Annotated in this window: 13 protein-coding genes; 5 read left to right on the top strand and 8 right to left on the bottom strand. The window is 52.1% G+C overall.

Annotated elements, in window-relative coordinates:
• Positions 1–232: 232 nt before the first annotated feature.
• The 5 genes from HUU59_08645 to HUU59_08665 are packed head-to-tail and all read right to left on the bottom strand — an operon-like array spanning position 233 to position 8,180.
• Positions 233–1,261, bottom strand: a complete 1,029-nt coding sequence (locus HUU59_08645; GenBank protein NUO19500.1) for a T9SS type A sorting domain-containing protein — start codon at positions 1,259–1,261, stop codon at positions 233–235.
• A 10-nt stretch (positions 1,262–1,271) separates the two neighbouring features.
• Entirely contained in the window at positions 1,272–1,781 is a 510-nt protein-coding gene (locus HUU59_08650) for a hypothetical protein (protein NUO19501.1), read from the bottom strand.
• Entirely contained in the window at positions 1,717–3,789 is a 2,073-nt protein-coding gene (locus tag HUU59_08655; GenBank protein ID NUO19502.1) for a tail fiber domain-containing protein, read from the bottom strand. Before HUU59_08655 ends, HUU59_08650 begins: the two co-directional genes overlap by 65 nt.
• 21 nt (positions 3,790–3,810) lie before the next feature.
• Positions 3,811–5,868 carry a tail fiber domain-containing protein gene (locus HUU59_08660; GenBank protein ID NUO19503.1) on the bottom strand — a complete coding sequence of 686 codons (2,058 nt, stop codon included), beginning with the start codon at positions 5,866–5,868 and terminating at the stop codon, positions 3,811–3,813.
• A gap of 11 nt (positions 5,869–5,879) precedes the next feature.
• A complete protein-coding gene (locus HUU59_08665; GenBank protein ID NUO19504.1) occupies positions 5,880–8,180 on the bottom strand; it encodes a tail fiber domain-containing protein in 2,301 nt (766 codons plus the stop codon).
• Between the two features lie 556 nt (positions 8,181–8,736).
• Between HUU59_08665 and HUU59_08670 the strand changes: the two genes are divergently transcribed.
• Both HUU59_08670 and HUU59_08675 read left to right on the top strand, forming a co-directional pair.
• On the top strand, positions 8,737–9,708 hold the full coding sequence (locus HUU59_08670; GenBank protein ID NUO19505.1) for a hypothetical protein: 972 nt from the start codon (positions 8,737–8,739) through the stop codon (positions 9,706–9,708).
• Between the two features lie 7 nt (positions 9,709–9,715).
• Positions 9,716–10,699: a hypothetical protein gene (locus tag HUU59_08675; protein ID NUO19506.1), complete on the top strand. Its 984-nt coding sequence runs from the start codon at positions 9,716–9,718 to the stop codon at positions 10,697–10,699.
• 51 nt (positions 10,700–10,750) lie between these two features.
• Here the strand turns inward: HUU59_08675 and HUU59_08680 are convergent, their stop codons facing one another.
• Positions 10,751–11,224 (bottom strand): hypothetical protein, encoded by a 474-nt coding sequence (locus tag HUU59_08680; GenBank protein ID NUO19507.1) that lies wholly within the window; start codon positions 11,222–11,224, stop codon positions 10,751–10,753.
• 392 nt (positions 11,225–11,616) lie between these two features.
• Between HUU59_08680 and HUU59_08685 the strand changes: the two genes are divergently transcribed.
• Entirely contained in the window at positions 11,617–14,634 is a 3,018-nt protein-coding gene (locus HUU59_08685) for a hypothetical protein (GenBank protein NUO19508.1), read from the top strand.
• A gap of 77 nt (positions 14,635–14,711) precedes the next feature.
• Here the strand turns inward: HUU59_08685 and HUU59_08690 are convergent, their stop codons facing one another.
• On the bottom strand, positions 14,712–15,824 hold the full coding sequence (locus HUU59_08690) for a glycosyltransferase (protein NUO19509.1): 1,113 nt from the start codon (positions 15,822–15,824) through the stop codon (positions 14,712–14,714).
• A 15-nt stretch (positions 15,825–15,839) separates the two neighbouring features.
• A complete protein-coding gene (locus tag HUU59_08695) occupies positions 15,840–16,997 on the bottom strand; it encodes a leucine-rich repeat domain-containing protein (protein NUO19510.1) in 1,158 nt (385 codons plus the stop codon).
• Between the two features lie 230 nt (positions 16,998–17,227).
• On the opposite strand from HUU59_08695, the gene HUU59_08700 reads away from it, so the two are divergent.
• Positions 17,228–17,944 carry a hypothetical protein gene (locus HUU59_08700; GenBank protein NUO19511.1) on the top strand — a complete coding sequence of 239 codons (717 nt, stop codon included), beginning with the start codon at positions 17,228–17,230 and terminating at the stop codon, positions 17,942–17,944.
• Positions 17,941–18,198, top strand: a complete 258-nt coding sequence (locus tag HUU59_08705) for a cytochrome c (protein ID NUO19512.1) — start codon at positions 17,941–17,943, stop codon at positions 18,196–18,198. Before HUU59_08700 ends, HUU59_08705 begins: the two co-directional genes overlap by 4 nt.
• The last annotated feature ends 40 nt before the right edge of the window (positions 18,199–18,238 follow it).

Genomic DNA, 18,238 nt, shown 5'->3' on the forward strand with positions numbered 1-18,238 from the left:
AATTCTATTGTTGCTTTTCAAGGGCAATATAGCACATTCGAGCGAATCCTGCACATTACACTTTTCTCACCTATTTCATAGGTTTTGCTGCCAAGCTACTAACATTTAATGGTTTAGGACTTATCTGCCAACGACTCGTCACGCGAAATGAGGAATAGAGTCGTGCGCGTTCTTCTGCGTGAGTTTGAAAAGGCCGCCCGACGGCGGCCTTCTGAGTCCAAGTATCTGGTATTTATCTAATCAGTGTCATTCTACGTGTCATTTGCTCGCCGCCTGCCGCGATACGGGCAAAATAGTTGCCACTCGCCCAAGTGTCCGCGTTGAGGCTCAGTTCGTGGCTCCCTGCAGGCAGAAAGATGTTCTCGTCTCTTACGATTCTCCCAGTGGCGTCAAATACCTGCAAATGAACTGTCGCAGCCTTTGCTATCTGGAACGGAAGGCGAGTTTCTGAATTGAATGGATTCGGATAGTTCTGATGTAGATACAGGTTCCGTGGCAACACCCCGACTTGCGGTCCGACCGGCATGGCCTCTTCGTTCATTTCGATGATACCGTAATCGAAATTCGGATCAGTTACATCAATGTCCGAATCCACATTTACGACAGCAACGGCGAATTGGTCTACCCAAGCATAGCTCAGAAACTCGGAAGACACCAGCAGCACATCATTCAGATATGTTTCGCTGTAATGGTGCGTGGCAAGACGCAAGACGTTAAACTCGCCGAACGGAGTTGACACGGTTCCCCACCCGTCAACAAGAACATGTCCGGAATCCTTCAGGGTCATTACCATTCCCGGTTCCAATTCCTGCGTTACGCTAATCACCATATCCCAAGTTGATTGATAATTAACCGGCAATGTCATTTCCACAGGTGCAGGATCATACACACGCACTTCCTCCTCTGAACCGACGCCAAGCATGTAACAGGCATCTTCTACTATACGTTCGTAGAGGTAACTTCCGCTTCCGTCTGCATGAATTGCTCTTGTCGCATTCTGAAAGTCCTCCCAGTACGGTGTTTCGCTGGGATCAAGGATTAGGGTGTATTGATCGACTTCCCAATCGTAGTTGCCAAAACTCCATTGTTGCTCCGCACCGGCCGAACCCACATCGAAAACTGCGCCCGATAGGACCTGATGTGAAATGAATGCCGCACCCGACCCGAGGAAATTGCTTTGTGAAATAGTTATTTGCGCTGACGTGGGACTAAAGCTCAGCGCAATATTCACAATGACTGCCAAGAAAACCCAGTTCTTCATGGATCTCTCCTTACTTGGCGAAGTGTTTTGTCTGAGCACCTCCGCCGAAAGTTGTTGAGCTGTTTACAAGTATGATGTAGTATTGCTGAACAGGCGGACTGCTAAGTACGCCTGTGTCAGTATAAGTTGTGTCGTTGACAGTGGCAACGAAATTGCTCTGCAGCGGCTGAAATTCGAATGCAGTATCTCTATATATGGAGTAGCTTGCAGCCCCAGGTATTGCCTCCCACCAGAGTCTTGCGTCGTTTCCAAGCGGCAGAATTACGAGTTCCTGAATTGGTGACAACGGCGAGACAGAGAGCAGCGGGTTAAGGAAGCCGGCATACAAGACAAAGTTGGTTGACGATTGTGCTCCGACCGGCGTCGGCTGACCGAATGCAGACAAGAGCCGGAAGTTGGCGGATTCTGAAATACCGCCACCGGCATCCATAACGGACTTAGCGAGCCTGAAATGCTCACTTTGCGGCGGTTGCGCAAGCAGCAGAGCCGGCACAAGCAGGAAGAATAGCGGCTTTTTCATAACGTTTGTCCTTTGAAGTAGTTAGTGTGAATCCCGCCTGCAGCGATGTAATCTGTGCCTGCAGTTTGTCGATACTTGCGCGAAGCTCGCGGTTTTGATTGGCAAGCTCTTGAATTGCGGCGAGCGCCACGCCCGAAGGGTCGAGCATTGAAATGGTCTTGTTGTCTTCACCGAGTGAAAACAAGGCATAAAAATCCTGCGCCATCGGCCCGACGTGTTGGATATTCTCGTCTTGCGTCTTGTAACTCCAGCGCTCAATAGGAAGCTCTGTTACCTTGTCGAGAATATCCCTCGTGTTTACACGACCAAATCGACGCTTGGTGGTGGAATCAGAGAGGGAGGACCATGTTCCACTTCCCGCAGGAAGAGTTGCGCCGACCGTAGTTGACGAAGTGGCGGTGTAGAATCTGACACCTCCAGGAGCGCGTGCGGTGAAACTATTCGTCGCGAAGGAGTTCGTTGTATCCCCTCCGGAACTCCATACGAAACTCCCGTTTTGAGCGGCGAATGCGTAGGCACCCGCAGCGAAAGCGACTTCGCCGGTGGCACTGTTATGCTGGCCACCGGGGACAGTCGAGTAATGGCTTGCAGTTCGATTATTGTATCCCCCCCCGATTGAGCAATATGACCCTGTGGCTTCGTTGGAATATCCACCGCTGATGTTGGCCCAGTTCGCCATGGTGTAATTCCTTGACCCTCCGCCAATCGAACAGTAGGCGGAAACGCTGTTGGAGTCTGCCTCGTTAACCCCGCCTCCGCCCGCGATGACGGAGAAGTTTCCGCGGGCATTGTTGTAGCGGCCTCCTGCGACCGTCGCGGCGTAGCCGTTAGAGAGGTTTTCATAGCCTCCTCCGACCGTCGCGGCCGTGTTTGAAGCCTCGTTATAGTAGCCGCCAGCCACTGTGGCTCCGGCGACCGTTGCATCGTTCTGATACCCGCCTCCGACCACTGTGGCGGCGGAAGTGGCACTGTTTTGAAAACCGCCTGCGATGGTGGCATTTGTTGCGGACGCAACATTGTCATTTCCACCGCCAATTGTGGCGTAAATTCCCGACGAGCTGTTGCTGTATCCGCCGGCAACGGTGGCATAATCGGACTGAATAGTGTTGACGAAGCCGCCTGATATCGTTGCGTATTCAGCGTTGTTGATCCAATTGCTCGTGCCTCCGCCGCAGACAGCGCTTTCGCCTTCGACATGATTGCCATGTCCGCCGGCCACGACCACATGCTCCTGCATAACGTAATTGGAGTCACCGCTCAATATGGCCGAGTAGTTGCCGCCGCAATAGTTGGCGCGTCCGCCGGTTACCACTGCATACTGGCCAAGCGCCCAGTTCGCATAGCCTCCTCCGATAGTGGAGTAGGTTTGTGGAGCTTGATTCGCTCTGCCTCCGAGAATGGCCGCCCAATTAGCGCTTGCGCGGTTCGAATCCGCAGGGAGCGCACCACCTCCTCCTCCGATGACGGCGTAGCTTCCGGCGGCAAGATTATAGGCACCGCCACCAACAGCCGAATAGTGTCCTGTGGCAGAGTTGTTCGCGCCACACACAAAAGCGCTCGCGCCCGAGTTGGAATTTCCAATGCCAATATTGGCTTTGCCGGAAATATTCACGTCACCCTCGATGTTTCCACCGGTCGCTCCGTCCACGGTACCCACGCGGAAAGCATGCGCCACGGTTTGAAACTGCTCTCGGGGGATCATTTCAGCGTCTGCTCCAATTGTGATACCGAGCCAGCGGTTTGCCGTGAAGTCGTCGGAGAGTGGCGCAAGTGAACCAAGTGCAACGTTGAAAAGCCCCTCCGAAACCACGACTGCCGGATGTGTCTCCGACCAAATGAGATCCCCATCAGCAAGTGCGTCATAAATCCCAAAAGAAATTGAAACAATGGTATCCAGCGGCGCTCCGCCCGCTGACGTTAGATAACCTTGATAGTTGATGGACTGTGGCACTGCCCAGCACGGGGCGACGGCAGAGGCGAGTACAATTGTGATAAGAAATTTCCACATGAATAGATCTCCTATTTGGAGTTAGCCTGCTTGTCGCCTGCAAGCAGTGTTTGTATCTGTACCTGAAGTTGCCGATTCTGCTCTTCGAGCTTTGCGCACCGCTTCGCCAGTTCCTGTATCGCCGCACAGGCTGTCGTCGCCCACGTGGAATGCACTCCAGAAATCCTGCGCCATAGGACCGATGTGCTCGACCGACGGGTCTTGCGACTTGTAGCTCCATTTCTTGATAGGAAGCGTCAAGACTTTCTCAAGCATGTCCTTCGTGTCCACCAAACGGATGTTCTGTTTCTTGGTAGAATCAGAGACAGCGTTCCATGCGCTTCCTCCTGAAGGAAGATTGACTCCGGAAGTCTCGGACAAGTTGGTGAAGAAGTAAACACCGCCGGTCGAGCGAACTGCGAAACAATTCGAGTTGCTTACGATGAAATCAGCATCATTGGCGTCGCTCCAGACGAAGGTGCCGTTGCCACCCGCATACGCGCGGTTTCCAGCCGCAAAAGAGTAGGCTGCATAAGCACGATTGTTATAGCCACCGGGAACGGTGGCATAGAGCCCGGACGCCCAATTCGATTGACCACCTCCGATTGTTCCAGCGTAGCCTCCGATAGTATTGCTTATTCCTCCACCAATTGTCGCATAGTTGTTGTTCGCCCAGTTAGACTGACCACCACCCACCACGCACCCAGCGTATGACGCTGTATTTGCGTACCCACCGGAAATCGTTGCGTCTTGCCCACAGACAATGTTCGCGGCCCCTCCGCCAACGGTGGACGAAAATGCTCCAGTTGCTTGATTGCCGGAACCTCCGCTGATCGTCGCATAGGTTCCACTCGCGTAGTTGCCTCTTCCGCCCGAAATGACCGACTGCGCACCCGTTGCGGAATTCGAATCTGAGTGCGTTTGACCGCCGCCGCCGCCAACTACCGCAAATTCGCCACGCGCATGGTTGACAATTCCACCGCCAACCGTTGCCCCAATGCCGGTCGCGTTGTTATTGCCGCCACCTCCAACGGTTGTATTCCAATTACTGGCCTGGTTATTATTGCCGCCACCGATCACAGACATTTGACCACTCACTGTGTTCAGGAAGCCTCCTCCAATTGTTGAGTAGTCCGCAATAGATTGGTTGGCGTTGCCGCCGCCAACGGTACTGGCAAACGCGCTTGCGAAATTCAATCGCCCACCACCGATCACAGAATTTGAACCGGATGCCGAGTTGGCATCTGCAGAAGATGCGCCGCCGCCGCCGCCGACAAATGAGTAGCTTCCCGATGCCGAATTGTAGTTTCCGCCTCCTACGAAACCAGTAGTACCGATCGAGTTGTTTGAGCCGCGAAGGTAGCCCATTGAATTGACCCAAGTTCGCGTCGCATCCCATAAAGACGTGTCACTGTCATTCTGAAGCGGAGCCAGATTGGCTTTCGTAGCGTCCCAAGTCGTCGTGTCTGCATCCGCTTGCAGAGGACCAAGTTGCGAGTTCACCCAAGTGCGAGTAGCATCCCATGTTATTGTATCGGAATTCGACTGTTTCAACGAGACCTGCACGCTGGTCCAGGCACGCGTTGCGTCGTAGCTGTTCGTATCCGCGTACTGCTGGCCGGCAACGCTGGCTGTGAACTGTGTTGTTCCGTCCAGAAAACGAATGCCCTCCGCTTGAAGTGTCGTGTCTGTTGAGAGCGGACCCGAAATAACACCACCTTTCGCACCATCAACGGAGCTTACTCGATAGGAGTAGGGCACAGAAGACAGGAAGTTCCGTGGAACCATTTCGTCGTCGGCACCAACCGTGACTCCGAGCCACAGTTGCGGTTGATTGAATATGCCGTCCGGGAGTGGAATGACCTGTCCCAACCGCACATTGAAAAGACCATTTATTGAGGAAACTGCACTGCGAGTTTCCGTCCATAACAAGCTTCCGCTTGTGGAATCCGTGTATATCCGGAAAGTCATGCTAACGGTTGTGTCCACAAGGTTTCCGCCGTTGTTCACAAGTAGACCTTGGAAGTTAACCTGTTGCGGAATCGCCCAGCAAGGAAATGCAATGACGAGCCAACAGAGCCTGGCAAAAACCTTTAACATTGCGGTCTCTCCTATTTAGAGTGTGTCTGCTTGTCGCCTGCAAGCAGTGTTTGTATCTGTACCTGAAGTTGCCGATTCTGCTCTTCGAGCTTTGCGCACCGCTTCGCCAGTTCCTGTATCGCCGCACCGTAGCCGAACAAGGCATGGAACGACTGTGCCATCGGGCCGATATGGGTATTGCTCTCGTCCTGATGTGAATAATTCCACTCTTCGATCCGCAATTGCGTAATCTTGTCGAGGATTTCTGACGTATTGACGGCCTTGCGATTCGTCTTCTTGGTGCTGTCCGAAAGAACTTCCCACGCCGTGTCCCCGTTGTCGAGCTTCACTCCGACTGTTCCAGTGGTCGTTGTGGCAATACGCACACCGCCGGATGAACGCAGACTGAATTGATTGCTGGCCGTGGACGCAAAGTCAGCGACGGTGTTATCGGCCCATACAAATGAGCCGGTGTGGTTTGCCTTGGCGCGAAAACCCATTGCTGTCGAAAAACTTCCCGTCGCTTCGTTCCCGACGCCGCCAGGGACAGTCGTACCTGAACCGCTTGCCACGTTCTGGAATCCGCCGCCGACGGTTGCATCTTGATTAGAAGCGGTATTCAGCGATCCTGCCCCGACAAATGAGCGCAGGCCACTTGCTGTGTTCCCTTGCCCTCCGCCGCAGAATGACTTTTCGCCCGTGCTCGCATTGCTTAGTCCTCCGCAGACAACTGATTGCAACCCCTCGGCATTGCCCTTTTGACCACCGCCAACAAAGGAGTAGCTTCCGCGTGCGGAGTTGGAATCCGCCGATACGGATCCGCCACCGCCGACGACAACTGAGTATTCACCGCGAGCGCGGTTGTTTCTTCCTCCACCTATAAAAGAGTAACTTGAATTCAGAGGACTTGTTGCATCTTCAATGCGGTTTCCGTCGCCGCCGCCAATCACGGCGTTGTTGCCCGTGATCTTGTTCGAAACTCCTGCGCCGACCATTGAAAAATTACCGGTTACGACGTTCCGTGAGCCCGCTCCAATGAAAGAGTTAAGTCCATTTATGTAGTTGGAGTCAATGAGTGAACCACCGCCGCCAGCGATGACAGAGTAATTATTGCGAACGCGATTGAATGCTCCGCCGCAGATTGAGGACTGGATCCCCTCCACAACATTTCCTTGCCCGCCGCCTATGAATGCATCTTGAGACAGTATGGTGTTCTGTTGACCGCCTGCTATTGCTGCCGCAAAACCTGTCGCTTGATTTGTCCCGCCTCCGCCGACAAAAGCAATGCTGCCGGACGCGGAGTTGTTGAACCCGCCTGATACTGCTGAACGCTGACCGCTTGCCGTGTTGCTTTCACCTCCTAGTATCGCAGCCCGGAATTGCGATACAGTGTTTCCACTTCCGCCTCCAATAATCGAGTGCTCGCCACTTGCGTTGTTGCCCTGCCCACCGCCGACAATCGAGTATGCGCCTGTTGCGCGGTTGCTCCTTCCGCCGCTGATTGTTGAAGCCGTTCCTGTCGCCAAATTTGAGTCTCCAGCCAGTGGTCCGCCGCCGCCGGCAATCGTTGCGTACTCACCGAACACCCGGTTACGAGAACCGCCCCCTATCGTTCCACCCGTGCTCGTCGCAACGTTTTCGTAACCTCCGCCAATAACGTTATAGTTTCCGGATCCGGTAATGTCATTGTGGTAACCTCCACCGATAACATTAGAAGATCCGGCAGAACTCATTTCATTTCCATATCCCCCGCCGCAAACACCGCCCGCTGAGTTGACCTCGTTATATATACCTGCGCCGATAAATCCGTAGGTGGCTGTTACAGAGTTGCCGCTGCCACCGGCAATTGTTGCAGGACTCACAGTTATGACGTGATCGCCACCGACAGCAAAACTTTCATATGAAGGTATCGAGTTCGTGTTGCCAACAGAGAGGCTGCTATACAAGGTTCCGCCAGTCGCACCATCTACAGTCCCCGTTCGAAATGCGTACGGCACCGTGTGACTCTGAATCATCGGAGACATCGGAAGGTCAGACCCAACTGTTACCTCCAGTAAAGCAATCCCTGATGCAAAAATGCTGTCGGTAATAAAAACTTCGCTGCCGAGTATCACATTGAAGTAACCGTCGGATACGGTCACTGCAGGATGTGATTCGGTCCAAATCAGCTCATGCATGAATCCGTAGAACTTGAAAGTCATCGAAACTGTCGTATCCAACGGTGTTCCGGTTGGATTGGTCAGGTAGCCCTGATAGTTGATATAGAGCGGAACGGCAGATGCGAATGATGCGCTCATCAGTAATGCAAACAAGATTGTCAAGTAGCGTTTCATCGTGGAAGTCCTTGCAGAAAAAATTGGAAAGGATATATCATCGTCTTGCTGATTTAGTGTGTAATCATTCTGCCATAACCTAATGGCAAAGCACTTCAATTACGCAAGTGCAATTTGTGTTGGTGGGTCTGCAACAGTCAAAAACAAACGAGCGAGTCCTCACCGATGCCGGCGACGACTCGCTCGTACTCCATCCCCTGCCGAAGTCTGAATCTCCGGCAAAAAAGATTCTTGTATTTAATGTATCACTATCGATAACGAGAGTCAATAAACTGTTTCAATGCACCAGTGACTATGTCACTTGTCGTGCACATCGAGTGGTTGCAATTATGCACAGATGCTATCGAATGCACTTTGCATGCTCCAATGCACATTTAAGCTAATCCTCCATCGCGTTTGCAACGTGCCCCGTCAAGGGTGCATCTGCATGCCAAGCGGAACCAACCTGATCATACACCGATCTCGGGGGTTCCGCCTGGCAATGCCGCTGGTCTATTACAGGTTGAAAGTTTCCATTGGATATCGTATTTTCTTGTAAACAACTTTCGAGGGAATTATGCATTTACATTTGGTATTACTTATCACACTGGGATTGGCGTTCTCGGCACAGGCTGACGTCAAAAGGGAGTACCGGTCGCAATCTACCGTCGGCAAACTCGGCACGAACCAGACGACGGGTACGGATTTCTACAGTTCTGACAAGCACTGTGGCGAATCCATAGTTCAATGGACTGCCGGTTTCATGAAGACAGCCACGCGCGGCAAGCCTGTTGAGGGAGCTACCATCACTCGACTTGACAAGGATTCTGTCTTCACTGTCAACCATTCGAAGGAAACGTACAGTGCTATGTCACTGGCCGAGTTTCGCGAGCAACTCAAAAAGGGTATGATTGACACTGAGGGTGCCGAGCCTGAAGAAGAGGAGGATACGACCGCAGCACCACCTGAGCAATATGAATGGACTATTGAAGACATATCCGACACCGACCCCAAAGTTATCAATGGCTGGACTTGCCGGAACGCACATGTTGTGGCAACCGGGGTCAACAAGCAGGATTCACTGGACAGAGTTATCATCACTCTTAATATCTGGAACAGCGAAGATGTACCAGGCGCGGCGGAGATTGCCGAGTATTCCAAGAACTATCTGGCAGCCCTTGGGCTTGACGAAATTGCGATGACAGAAGGCCTCATGTCAGCAGCGTTCCTTTATGCGGCAAAAATAGATGAGGTGCTTGACAAGGCCAAAAATGCGCGTGGCGAGTCCGTCGAAAGCCTTATTAAGGTCGAGCATAATCGTCGTAAGGGGAAGAGCCTTGGGCAAGTAGCCAAGGAAGGAGCAGCGGAAGAGCTTGCAAAGAAGGTTCCGTTCGGTCTTGGCAAGAAGAAGAAAGCGGAAGAGAGGCCGGAATACATCCTGAAAACCGTTTTCAGTTCAGAACGCACGCTTGTAAGTGCAGCCGTTGAGGCCGTCGATCCAGCTACGTTTGAGGTTCCGGCAAATTACAAATTGAAAAAACAGGATTGACAGGCGAATGCCGGTTGAACTGAACTGCATTGTCACTCATGATGACTTCGACGGCGTTGTCGGCGCGTCCCTCCTGTCTTGGGGCTTTGATATATCCGATGTTCGCTTTGCAGGGCCAATTACTATTTCCAGGGCCGAGATTCCAATCTCTCTGGCTGATATTGTCTGTGATCTACCCTATCCGCTTGAGTGCGGAATGTGGTTTGATCATCACATCGGAAACCTTGAGGAGTTGCGCCTGCGCAGGATTGATCCTTCAACGATCCCCGGCCGATTTGCCGACGCACCTTCCTGTGTTCGTGTCATTCATGACTACTTCGCCGAGAACGAGGATGTCCCTGAAGATTTTCGAGTTCTTGCCGATGTCTCTGATTTGATTGACAGCTTCGCCTATCCGTCCATGGAGGCATGGCGCGAAGACACGCCTGCAAATCGCATTGACCGCGCGATCAAGTGCCCATCTTCCTCCAAGTTTGAGCATGCGGAATTCCTGCGATCTTTGGTCTTCGACCTTCGCGATCTATCTCTGGATGAAGTGGCCGATCAACCGCTGGTCATTTCAAGAGCTGCAAAATACGGTGAAACGGAAGCCCGCATGCTGGAGAACATACAGAAGTACCGACTTATGCTTCCCGAAGACACCGGTCAGGAACTTTATATCGTCGATTTAACCTCGTTCAGTCAGCCCGTCAGAGTGGACAAGAAATTGATCGGGCTTGTTGATCCGGCCGCAAAGGGTTATGTGGAGCTGAAACCTGTATTCAAGCAAGGGCATAAGACAAATAACATTGCGGTCAGCCTTTCTCTTGCTTTGCGAATGCAGCATGAGTCACATCAAAAGGACATGGGCGAAATTGTCCGGCTGTTGAACCTTGGTGACGGGCACAGAGGTGCCGCCGCAGGTGTGAAAGAGTCAGGATCGGCACACCTTTTTCAACGTGCGCGCAGCGAACTTCCGCTGAAAATCCTCGAGATATGGAAAAAGATGTAAACAAAAAAAGCCCGCGAATCCTCGCGGGCTTTTTTCTGATAGGGCGCCGGGTTATTTCGACTTGCACGGAGTCGGATCGACCGTCCACTCCTTAAATTCATAATCCGCAAGCCCGCTCGACAATTTGACAACATTGCTGACCAGCTGTTTATCGCCCAGACAAATTCGCAAATAGTATGTGGAAGGTTTGGGCAGGGTACCGACGATGTTAAACATCGGATCAGTGATGAACTTGCCGGGGCCCATCCCCATCTCAACACCGTTCAGCTTGAACGTGTTGAAGTTCGCGTTGCCGGCTTCAGTACCGACGACCGGCTGAGGGTCCTTTGCATCAGGCCCGTTTTCATCCCAGTCCCAATACACCTTCACTTCGGTCCCATCTGGCAACGGCTGTTTCTCCGCCAATCCGGTGGCAGTCAGGGTACCTGCTTCTAGAAAAAAGGCGGCAACCGGTGGCGTGTCCTGTCCAACTGCTATTGAAAAGAGCAGAAGAAGCCCAATCATCATTAATTTCATTGCGTTCACACTTAGCTCCAAGCTGTTCAATATTCTTCACACCCAATATACGAATTGAATCGCGATTTACCAACGGTTTCCACGCTCCTTTTCGCCTGCTGGCAACTGCATGAGAGGCCATCTTTCTCGACCGAAACAGAAGATTCTGGATTGTAGGACAAAGGCCTACTCTTAAACCCTTTATGAACAAATTTATATGAAAGTGACCTCCAAGACTCGTCCTCGAAATTGTTATAAATTCCAGTTCCTAAGTAAGTGTGAATCATCTGATAACATCGTATATTGTATCCCGCGATTTAGCGAATATCGACACAATTTGACATGTATCCCTTGAGATTTTGGTAGTCCCGATCAAGAGTTCTTTCTTGACCACAAACAACATGACTGAGGAGAGTTGCAAGATGATTAAAAACAAATGGATATGGACAGGCATTCTGATTTGCTCCTGTATCGCCGCGGCTGTGGCCGTGCGACCTGGGGCGACCAAGCTCGTTACCAACACAACTGATCTGACTTCAATAACAGCCGATGTCGTGTCGGACGTTGCAGTTATGACGGTCGATGAAGGTAAGATGACCCGCCAGCCGAAGACCAATGCCTTTTCGATGGACATGTTGCGTCCGGTCACTGACATTGACCGGAATATGCTTAGCAGCAGTAGACGGTCTGTCACGGAAGCTGAGAAGGACGCGGCAGCTCGCGCAAACTCAGTTGACCAGCGCCAGCCGCGCAATCCAAGTCTTGATCAAGGATCTGACAACTGTACCGGTGTTCCTGATCTTGGCTCTGTTCTTGGAACCTCCGTGGCCACGGGCACTACGGTTGGCTTCACCAACAACATCGATACAACTGGCTGGGGTGGTGTTGTTCCCGCCTGCTGGCAGGGTGGCGCGTTCACCCCGTCACTCGCCGGACCGGACGTGTTCTACAAGTGGACAGCGCCGGCGGATGGCGAATACACTTTCTCTCTCTGCAACGGTCAGGCCAACGGAAACACCTATGACACCGGCATTTCGCTGTGGAACTTTACCTGTCCTGCCGCCCCAGTTTATCCCGGTGATTTCATTTGCGGAAATGATGATGGCGGTATTTGCGTTGACAATTTCGGCTCCGAGTTGGCTTGTATTCCCTTGACGGCCAACCAGCAGATTCTGATCGTCATAGACGGATACTCTACAGAAGCCGGCACCTATGTTCTTGACATCGTAGCATGTGGTCAATGTGATTTGGTGTGCGAAGACGGTCGTCCGGAAAATGAACCGCTTTGCGGCCCGGATTATGTGGACGTTACCAATGGCGGCTGTAACTCGGTCAATCCTGTATTCACGAACATTACGTGCGAAGACACCATCTGTGCCGAGTCCGGAACTTACTTAGTTGATGACACTCTGCAGATTCGTGATACCGACTGGTACCGGATCGTCCTCACCGATACGACCCGCATCACCTATGGCGCGGTTGCAGAATTTGACCTTCTGAATTTCGTCATTTTCCCCGGTCCAACCGGCTTCGAATGTGACAGCTTGTCAACTGCCGGACCTTTCTCCGCAGTTGCATGTGAGACTCTTGAAGTTTCCGGATGCTTCCCTCCGGGAGAATACTGGCTGTTCTTTGCGCCTACGACTTTTGACGGTGTTGAGTGCGGTGCAGATTATGAGTTCTGGGTGAATTGCGAACCGTGCGCCATTGATACGTCGTGTGCAGACCTCGTTCTCAACGTCTCTTGCCCCGGTCCTTCCACGATTTCGGGAACTACCGTTGGAGCAGGTGATGATTGCCGGGTTTCGGGTGCCGGTCAGGCCGATTCTTTAAGCCAGGACGTAATCGTCCAAATCAACATCGCGCAAAACGGACTATACACCTTCTCGCTTTGCGGCGGAACAGCATGGGATTCGTTCATTCACCTGACGACCGGTTGCTGCGCAGGCTCAATCCTCGAAAGTGATGACGATGATTGCGGCACCGTCGGCGGTTTGTCACGTATTAATTGCCGCAGCCTGACCGCAGGTACTTACTATCTTATCGTCGAAGGCTGGTCGCAGGCCGATGCCGGTCCGTTCACGTTGACCGTGACCTGCTGCACCCCCTGTGATGTGACGTGCGTTGATAGTGAGACCGAGGGTGATTGTTCTGACGGTTTCGTTGGTACCAATGACGGCTGTAACCTCGCGGTCCCGGCCTTTGAAGCCATTACCTGTGGCACGACAAAGTGCGGTTCGTCCGGCAACTATCAAATCAATGACTCGACCAATGGCCGTGACATTGACTGGTACTCTCTGACGGTCACCGACACGACGCAAATCACGTGGACTTGGAATGCTGAGTTCATCGCTCGCGGCTGGATTCTCAATTCGGATTGTAATGCGCTGGTAACGTTAGCAACAGATACGTCCCTTGCCTGCTCGACCAAGACCATTTCGGCTTGCGTTCGTCCGGGCACCTACCTGTTGCTCGTCGCTCCGACCCAGTTCGTCGGGACGCCTTGCGGTTCTCAGTATACCGCTACCGTCAACTGCGTTGACTGCGTCATTCCGCCGTCTGTGACGGATTGTGCCGGTGATGCCATCAATTCTCAGCGTGCGCACCTCGCGACAGAATCGTGGGGTCTTTCAGGCGCTGACCGTGCTTGGTCTGCAACTACTGGATTGAAAGTGTTTGATAACTTCACGCTGCAGACTGGCGAAGTAGTTGGCGGCTTCACATTCTGGGGTGCATTTGTCCAGCCGACGACCTTCAACAACTGCGTTGCAACATCAGACTCTTTTGAAGTCGCGTTCTGGGCGGATTCATCCAATCGCACCCCCGACTTCTCAACCGGTCCGTTGTGCCGCGATACCGTCTTCCTGCAAGCATTCTCGAACGGCAACGTGTACCATTCGACTTTCCAGATTCAGGGACAATTCTTCAGCTATGAGTATCCTGAAGGTATGTGCTGTTCGCTCGCAACAGGCGTTCAACACTGGATTAGTATTCAGTCAGTCGGCGCGGGTACTTGCCGCTTCATGTCGCTCTCCAGCCCCAACGGCAGTAACCTGACTGTTAACCCGGGTACTGGAGCTGTGAACACTCGAAGCTTGCAATATACTTATCCCGCAGGTACGGTTGCTGCTGATACGGTTCGCAATCGCTCATTCTGTTTGAATCCCTGCGCTGTGCCGTGCTTTGAAGTCATTAACCTGACTGTTTACAATGCTCCCGGTAATGGCGCGGCTTGGTTGAACTTTACGGCCCCGCAGTCGGCTATCTACCAAATCTACAGCACGACGAACCCGAACGCGGATGCCGATCCGAACAACGGCGGCGATCCGGATTACACGCTTGAAGCGAGCGTCTTCTTCCCGGCAGGTGCGGCTCAATGGACCGCTCCGGCAGGATTCGCCAACTACAAGAAGTTTGTGGTCATTGCAAACTGTAACTGACCACGATTAGACTGACACAAGAACGGGGCGCTCCGCAAGGGGCGCCCCGACTTTTTCTTGCATCGATTCTAACCTGCCTAACTGCCTGTAGATTCCAACTTCCTCCAGGCATTCGAAACTGCCTCAAAACTGTGTTCGCGAACTATCAATTCCCGTCCATTAAATGCATAGCGTTCTCTTTTCTTTTCGTCCGTGAGCAAAGAGTGAATGGCAGCTGCATATGCATCCGGATTATCTCCGTCAAGTATCAATTCGCCCGTCTCCCCACTGCGCACAACTTCAGCCATATCCCCCGCATCGCTCGTCACCGGAACAGCTCCCGCCGCCATCGCTTCCATCGTTGCACAAGACAGACCTTCTGAGACTGAGTTGAGCAGATAGACCTTAGCACGTCTGTCATAACTCAAGACATCGTCTGTGTGCCCAATCATCGCCGTGTGCTTGGCTATTGGTGAATCCAACACCATTCTCTTCACGTCGTCCCGCAGGTGGCCGTCGCCGATCCACACGAATTTCGCATCCGGCTTCAACTTCTGAATACGTTCAAGAACTCTGACCGTCAACTCCGGGCGTTTCCGCTTTTGCAGATTCGAGATAACAAGTACGTCGATATCCCGCTCTCTGCCGTCCGGACAATAAGTTTCAGGGTCCACCGCACTGTGAATGTTCACGATTTTTCGAGAATTCACACCGCACTCCAGCAGAAACTCCCGTGCTCTGCAGCCTGGAACGAAAAGCCGGTCACAATGCTTGAATGCAATCCTGCGCACCCAATTCTCTATCCACTTCGGATTATTCAGCCTTCTGACGACACGATTCACCATCACTTCGGGACGATCCGCGAAATCCAAATCCAATCGCCCCGCAATCAGATGCACATCAAGCTTCTTTCTGAACATCCACGCCGGTGGATGTGCGAGCATCAAATGTGGCACAGCATTGTATACCATCACCCGTTCAATGCCCTTGCGTGCGACTTCACGCCACAGTATCAACTCACGCGACAGCAACCTTCCCGTTATTTTTCGCAGCCAGCGCGGAGGCACTACCCAGCGAACTCGCTCTATCTCTGGCCCGACCCTGTCAGAAACGAAGGTGATTTCAAGGTCTGGCAGCGCATTCAGGAGGGGCGGCAGCTTAGCCTTCAGGAGATTGTTGTTCAGGGTTGTCGTGATCAGCCAGTGCCGCAATAGTTACATCCAGGTTTATTCGTAGTAAACTTCCACACCACGCTGCTGCATGCGCGGTATCCAGTAAAAACGCGAACTGTCCGAAAGCGGGTTCTCAAATAGGTAGACGGTGTCAAACGCGCTTAATCCCGAATTCTCGTCCAATGCCAGAACTCGTGATATCTGATTCCCCGACAGATACACAACCTGAAGCATCTGCGCATCCTCAAGCACGTCTATGTCCGTGACAAGATTGTTTGACAAATCGAGTGTGGTGATGTTGTTGAGGTTTGCAAGATACGACACATCACTTATCTGATTGTCGGCAAGATTCAACGATGTTACTTGAGCAAGATTCCGCAGCGGCTCGATTGAAGTTATCTGGTTGTTGGACAGATAGAGCTGTGTCAAAGAGGTCAGCGTTCGCAGCGGTTCCAGAGATTCAACGTGACTCTCTGTCAGCCAGAGGACTTCGAGAAATCGAAGCTGCGAAAGCGGGGCAAAATCCTGAACGCCAGAATCTTGAATATACAACCTCCGCAGATTTGAGGCCTGAATGATTGTGCTGATGTCCGTTGCCGGACAATTACCGATGTCCAGCGCTTCAAGCAGTCTTAAGTCGGCAAGAAAACTCATGTCCGAGATGGGATTCCCGCGAACATACAACTCCCGCAGTTGCGGACAGGTGCGAAGCGGCTCGGTATTCTCAATCCCGTTAAAGCTCGCATCAAGAGAACGCAGAAACTGGCTGTTGGCGATTGGGCTAATATCGCTGGCATCATTCCCTGCTATGGCCAGCATCCGGAGCCCGAGCAACTGAATAAGCGGTCCGATATCGCCGATCGAGTTGTAGTTGAGAATCACTGTGTCCAATGTTGTCAGCTCCGCGAGTTGCGGAATACTGTCCAGCGCGTTGGCCGACAAATCCAGATACGTGAGGGAGCGCATATACTCAATTCCCGTGAGATCACGTATCCCCCATTCTGCCGCATAGAAGTGTGTCAGCCCTTCCAGGTCTCCGACAGTAATCGGGTCTGTAGGTTCCTGCAGGGCCGCCCGCACGGCGTTTTCCAGGGCAGTATCCGGGAAAGTCACGATCTGGCCGGAAGCCGTAGCCCCCGTAATCGTCTTATCTCGCTCGCAACCCCACTGCAAAACGGCGAAAGCCCATAGTATCAATAGTGTGGTTCGCATTATTCCCTCCTTCAAGGGTAGTTAACCCTAATTTACGATACAAACCCGCCAAAGACAACTTTCATCCGCAACGTGCATTTTCTTTGAACCCCCATTCATCTCTATACTTGACAATTGTATCTAAATTTCGTTTATTGTCATTAATGAAAGTTAGACCCGTAGAACATTGCCTTTGAAGCAATTCGCTCGCTGTTTTGCAATGTTAAACTTTTGTTAAATGGAGATTAAGAATGTTTTTGCGATTTGGGTTGGTTCTTTCGACAATTGCGATATTGTCACTTTCATCTACTTTAGCCCTCGCTGACCGCCGTTTCTATGTCTGGACTTACCAATACCAAACAATGCCGCAGGGCAATACGGAGCTTGAGCTGTATCAAACAACCAAAATGCGAGAGGTGGACCAAAACGAATTCCGGATCGAAATCGAGCACGGCCTGACCTCGCGGTGGGACGCGTCGTTGTATGAAATCTTCGTCCAAAACGAAGGCAGCGCCATGAAGTGGGACGCTTGGCAACTACGCACTCGCTATCGTTTTGGAGAAGTTGATCAGTACTTCATGGACCCGCTGGTCTATATAGAATATAACCGCAAGACGGAGACTTCTTCTCCCAACAAGCTGGAAGGCAAACTGATTCTTGCCAAGACAGTGGACAAATGGAACATCGCCGTGAATCCTGTGTATGAGTACTTTTTCGCTCCAGACACCAAACATGAGGTTGGTTTTGACTTAGGCACATCCATTGAATTCCACCCCAAATTCGTGGCAGGTCTGGAATCCACAACCCGCGTGGAGTTCGAAGAGGATGAGAATGTCACTGAAAGCTATCTGGGCCCTACCGTATCATTTGCCTCAGGCGGACTGTGGTTATCGGCTGGAATCGCGGCAGGCATAACGGATGACAGCGATGATTCAAGATTCCGCATGATTATGGGTATTGACCTGTGATTCGTAAAACCCTCATTCTTACGACCTTGTGGCTGCTCGCTGGATGTGCAGCTAAGGAGATCAAGCCCTCCGCGCCTTTGTCAGACGGCGAGAGGCTCTATCGAGCGAACTGCGCGTCCTGCCACTCACTGCGTAAGGCTTCGGACTTTACGGATGATGAATGGCCTATTTATGTGGAGCGTTACGGTGCCAAGCTTCACCTTACCGCCGAGCAGCGAGCACTTATACTGAATCACCTTAAGACATCAAATTAGTCGTCAGACCTGATAGACAAGCCCCCCGGTGCGGAGCAAG

The organism is bacterium (assembly GCA_013360195.1).
Taxonomy (GTDB): domain Bacteria; phylum Electryoneota; class RPQS01; order RPQS01; family RPQS01; genus JABWCQ01.

Coding starts and splice junctions, on each gene's coding strand:
- HUU59_08645 (NUO19500.1), bottom strand. CDS start 1,261: ATGAAGAACTGGGTTTTCTTGGCAGTCATTGTGAATATTGCGCTGAGC.
- HUU59_08650 (NUO19501.1), bottom strand. CDS start 1,781: ATGAAAAAGCCGCTATTCTTCCTGCTTGTGCCGGCTCTGCTGCTTGCG.
- HUU59_08655 (NUO19502.1), bottom strand. CDS start 3,789: ATGTGGAAATTTCTTATCACAATTGTACTCGCCTCTGCCGTCGCCCCG.
- HUU59_08660 (NUO19503.1), bottom strand. CDS start 5,868: ATGTTAAAGGTTTTTGCCAGGCTCTGTTGGCTCGTCATTGCATTTCCT.
- HUU59_08665 (NUO19504.1), bottom strand. CDS start 8,180: ATGAAACGCTACTTGACAATCTTGTTTGCATTACTGATGAGCGCATCA.
- HUU59_08670 (NUO19505.1), top strand. CDS start 8,737: ATGCATTTACATTTGGTATTACTTATCACACTGGGATTGGCGTTCTCG.
- HUU59_08675 (NUO19506.1), top strand. CDS start 9,716: ATGCCGGTTGAACTGAACTGCATTGTCACTCATGATGACTTCGACGGC.
- HUU59_08685 (NUO19508.1), top strand. CDS start 11,617: ATGATTAAAAACAAATGGATATGGACAGGCATTCTGATTTGCTCCTGT.
- HUU59_08695 (NUO19510.1), bottom strand. CDS start 16,997: ATGCGAACCACACTATTGATACTATGGGCTTTCGCCGTTTTGCAGTGG.
- HUU59_08700 (NUO19511.1), top strand. CDS start 17,228: ATGTTTTTGCGATTTGGGTTGGTTCTTTCGACAATTGCGATATTGTCA.